At 44.9% G+C, this 1850-nt stretch carries 2 protein-coding genes; both read right to left on the minus strand.

Features of this window, described 5'->3' with window-relative positions; genetic code table 11:
- On the minus strand, nucleotides 1-556 hold a 556-nt coding region (locus tag EGI31_RS14315; protein WP_255037904.1), incomplete at its 3' end, for a fibronectin type III domain-containing protein.
- Between the two features lie 23 nt (nucleotides 557-579).
- Nucleotides 580-1850: 3-coathanger stack domain-containing protein (locus tag EGI31_RS14320; protein WP_374760689.1), on the minus strand; the 1271-nt coding region annotated here is incomplete at its 5' end.

The following is a 1850-nucleotide window of genomic DNA, read 5'->3' on the forward strand; positions in this document are numbered from 1 at the left end:
GAGAAATATTATAAACCCCCACTCCGAATGGACCCGTTGGAGTGATGCTGTAGGTGATGGCATCGCCGTTGGGATCACTTGAGCCAGCTCCAATTTGTTCTGCAGTCACCGTGGCCAAACAGTTAGCTCCTACCGAAACTGTAAGTGGTGTACAAACTGCGATGGGCGGGGCGTTGAGGGCTACTGTACTAACCCCAGAGCCCGATTGGGAGTCCATGTAAGGCAAAACATTAAAAGGAGAAGGAGGTAGAATCACCCTGATAACCTCTATGAGCTCTATTTCGTAGGTTTGGCCTGAGGCCAGACCCGTCAATGTATAGGTTCGCAGCGAACTGCTGATATTGTCTATGGTGGTCTCTATCCCTCCAACAGGCTTGTATTTAATCTGATACCTGTTTAAAGTTACCGAGGGTGGATTGATACTTACGTCTGTCTCGCCCCAATTAATGGTGATGCTGTTGGCGGCACCATTGGCCGTGGCAGAGGTAATGAGTGTTCTTGAAAAACCTATTTCAGTAGAAAATATCAAGAAAAGGAGTAAAGCTAATTTTTTCATTGTTCTAGTTAATGTTAGTTTTTTCATTTTCTAATTTCTTTTGGGAGGTTTTCAAAAATACTGTTGTTGGTTGTGTTCAAACCGCAAGGGCTTTCAATTTTGGTTGCAAAAACGGCCCCAGCTCGGGTTTCAAAGCCCGGTAAGAGTTCTATTGCATTGCCCGACTTGAACAGCACATTGGCGTTGGGTTGTATTTTGTTCAAAGCGATGGTGTAAGCCACGGCCGTTTGGCTGTAAACACCACTGATAGGGTTCACATTTACTATGTTTAATGCCTCAGCGGAGCCTGCTAGGGATAAGGTGGCTTCATTTGAAGTCGAATTGCAACTGTTTAAGGTAACTATGCACCTGTACTTGTAGTTATTGTATGCCAGACTTGGAAACGCCAAACTTAAAGTAGCAGAGTTTTGACCAGAATAAACAGTACTTGCCACAACTGGGGTAAAACCAGAGCCGGTATTTACCTCCCATTGATATGTTACTCCAGGTAAGTTGGCTTGAACCGTGAAGGTCGCATTGTTTCCTTGGCAGATGCTTACGTTTTGGGGGTGCTGAGTTATTTGTAAATTATTTGTAAAAGTAACCACCGTAGATGCCGTCGCACTACAACCATTGGCATCAGTTACTGTAACGGTGTAAGTTCCAGCTGTTGTAATGGTGGCCATTGGGTTAGTTCCCAATCCACCAGACCAAACATAGCTTTGTCCACCGCTTGCTGTTCTGGTAACGGAAAGGACATCACAAGAGAGGTTTGCCGTTCCAGTAGGTGCAGGAATGGATATGGTGTTTATAGCCACCACTGTTTGTGCAGTGCTACTACATCCTTTAGAAGTAACCGTCAATGTATAAGTGCCAGCATTGGCTATAACGGTATTTAATATTATTGGGTTTCGATCCGTAGAACTGTAACTATTTGGACCTGACCAGAGATAGGTTTCTCCTTCAGATCCGATTAGATTTAATGAGCCGCCCGCACAAATAGGTGAATTACTTGTAGCTGAAGAAACAGGCAATGCTTTGACTTCCAAGCCTGTGATAATCGTGCTGGCTTCTGATATACAGCCATTTACGGTACAGGTGGCCGAAATATTGTAAGTTCCTACTGCATTGAGCGTTAGGCTTGTACCCGTAGCTCCACCCTCTGACCACGTCACTGTGCCTGCACAATTACTGGCTGTTAGGGTCAATGTACTTGGGGAACATACTACTTTCTCCAATGGTGCGAATACAGTCGGAGCCGATGGTTTGGCCTTTATTTCCAAGCCTGTGATAATCGTGCTGGCTTCTGATATAC

It is taken from the genome of Lacihabitans soyangensis (assembly GCF_024343775.1).
GTDB classification, from domain to species: domain Bacteria; phylum Bacteroidota; class Bacteroidia; order Cytophagales; family Spirosomataceae; genus Leadbetterella; species Leadbetterella soyangensis.